The 3,002-nt window shown below is 54.8% G+C and carries 1 rRNA gene; it reads right to left on the reverse strand.

The features are described 5' to 3' along the window. Nucleotides 1–23: 23 nt before the first annotated feature. Nucleotides 24–2,915 (reverse strand): 23S ribosomal RNA (locus tag ADS46_RS12985). Between the last annotated feature and the right edge of the window lie 87 nt (nt 2,916–3,002).

Here is a 3,002-nt window from a genome sequence, read left to right on the forward strand (position 1 = left end):
CGACCAGACCCCTTGGGTGTTATAGGGTCAAGCCTCACGGGCCATTAGTACACGTTAGCTCAACGCCTTGCAGCGCGTCCACACCGTGCCTATCAACCAGCTGGTCTCGCTGGGCCCTTCAGGAGGCTCTAGGCCTCAGGGATGTCTCATCTTGAAGGGGGCTTCCCGCTTAGATGCTTTCAGCGGTTATCCCGTCCGCACATAGCTACCCGGCAATGCCACTGGCGTGACAACCGGAACACCAGAGGTGCGTCCACTCCGGTCCTCTCGTACTAGGAGCAGCCCTTCTCAAACATCCAACGCCCACGGCAGATAGGGACCGAACTGTCTCACGACGTTCTAAACCCAGCTCGCGTACCACTTTAAATGGCGAACAGCCATACCCTTGGGACCGACTTCAGCCCCAGGATGTGATGAGCCGACATCGAGGTGCCAAACACCGCCGTCGATGTGAACTCTTGGGCGGTATCAGCCTGTTATCCCCGGAGTACCTTTTATCCGTTGAGCGATGGCCCTTCCATACAGAACCACCGGATCACTAGAACCTGCTTTCGCACCTGCTCGACGTGTCTGTCTCGCAGTCAAGCACCCTTATGCTCTTGCACTCATTGCACGATGTCCGACCGTGCTGAGGGTACCTTCGTGCTCCTCCGTTACGCTTTGGGAGGAGACCGCCCCAGTCAAACTACCCACCACACACTGTCCTCGATCCGGATAACGGACCTGAGTGAGAACGCCAATGATGCCAGGCTGGTATTTCAAGGTTGGCTCCACCCGAACTGGCGTCCGGGTTTCTAAGCCTCCCAGCTATCCTACACAGGCAACATCAGCGTCCAGTGTGAAGCTATAGTAAAGGTTCACGGGGTCTTTCCGTCTAGCCGCGGGTACACCGCATCTTCACGGCGATTTCAATTTCACTGAGTCTCGGGTGGAGACAGCGTGGCCATCATTACGCCATTCGTGCAGGTCGGAACTTACCCGACAAGGAATTTCGCTACCTTAGGACCGTTATAGTTACGGCCGCCGTTTACCGGGGCTTCGATCAAGAGCTTCGGCCGGAGCCTAACACCATCACTTAACCTTCCGGCACCGGGCAGGCGTCACACCCTATACGTCCGCTTACGCGTTAGCAGAGTGCTGTGTTTTTACTAAACAGTTGCAGCCACCTGGTATCTTCGACCGGTTCTCGCTGAAGCCGCAAGGGCTCTCACAATACGCCGGCGTGCCTTCTCCCGAAGTTACGGCACCATTTTGCCTAGTTCCTTCACCCGAGTTCTCTCAAGCGCCTTGGGATTCTCACCCTGACCACCTGTGTCGGTTTGGGGTACGGTCGCACATGATCTGAAGCTTAGAGGCTTTTCCTGGAAGCGTGGCATCGATGACTTCCTGACCGTGGTCAGTTCGTTTCGTGTCTCGGCCTTGAGATCCCGGATTTGCCTGAGATCTCAGCCTACTCACTTTCACCAGGGCTACCAACGCCTGGCTCACCTAGCCTTCTTCGTCCCCCCATCGCAACCATGTCCGGTACGGGAATATTGACCCGTTTCCCATCGACTACGCCTTTCGGCCTCGCCTTAGGGGCCGACTCACTCTGCTCCGATTAGCGTCGAACAGAAACCCTTGGTCTTCCGGCGAGGGAGTTTTTCACTCCCTTTATCGTTACTCATGTCAGCATTCGCACTCGTGATACCTCCAGCGAACTTCTCAATTCACCTTCATCGGCGTACACNACGCTCCTCTACCGCTCACACCTAAGTGTGAACCCGTAGCTTCGGTACCTGGTTTAGCCCCGTTACATCTTCCGCGCAGGCCGACTCGACTAGTGAGCTATTACGCTTTCTTTAAAGGATGGCTGCTTCTAAGCCAACCTCCTAGCTGTCTGAGCCTTCCCACATCGTTTCCCACTTAACCAGGATTTCGGGACCTTAGCTGACGGTCTGGGTTGTTTCCCTTTTCACAACGGACGTTAGCACCCGCTGTGTGTCTCCCACGCTCGCACTCACCGGTATTCGGAGTTTGCCTCGGGTTGGTAAGTCGGGATGACCCCCTAGCCGAAACAGTGCTCTACCCCCGGCGGTGATACGTGAGGCGCTACCTAAATAGCTTTCGAGGAGAACCAGCTATCTCCGAGCTTGATTAGCCTTTCACTCCGATCCACAAGTCATCCAAATCTTTTTCAACAGATCCTGGTTCGGTCCTCCAATTGATGTTACTCAATCTTCAACCTGCTCATGGATAGATCGCTCGGTTTCGGGTCTATATCCAGCGACTGTGTCGCCCAGTTAAGACTCGGTTTCCCTACGGCTCCCCTATACGGTTAACCTCGCCACTGAATATAAGTCGCTGACCCATTATACAAAAGGTACGCAGTCACCCAACAAGTGGGCTCCTACTGCTTGTACGCACACGGTTTCAGGATCTATTTCACTCCCCTCTCCGGGGTTCTTTTCGCCTTTCCCTCACGGTACTGGTTCACTATCGGTCAGCCAGGAGTATTTAGCCTTGGAGGATGGTCCCCCCGTCTTCAGTCAAGGTTTCTCGTGCCCCGACCTACTCGATTTCACAGGATCAGACTTTCGACTACGGGGCTATCACCCGCTACGGCCACGCTTCCCAGCGTGTTCGTCTAGTCAGTCACCTGCTTAAGGGCTACTCCCCGTTCGCTCGCCGCTACTGGGGGAATCTCGGTTGATTTCTTTTCCTCAGGGTACTTAGATGTTTCAGTTCCCCTGGTTCGCCTCCCCCACCTATATATTCAGTGGGGGATACTCATCTGATGATGAGTGGGTTTCCCCATTCAGAAATGCCCGGGTCACAGGTTGTTTGCCACCTCGCCGAGCCTTATCGCAGGCTTCCACGTCTTTCATCGCCTCTGGCTGCCTAGGCATCCACCGTGTGCGCTTCATTGCTTGACCCTATAACCCGAAGGAGTCTGGGGTTCGCAATGATAACGATTGCCGGATACGCTTGAGACGTATCACAAAACAATTACGTAGGAACGT

The sequence above is a fragment of the Halomonas sp. G11 genome (assembly GCF_001663515.1).
GTDB lineage: Bacteria > Pseudomonadota > Gammaproteobacteria > Pseudomonadales > Halomonadaceae > Vreelandella.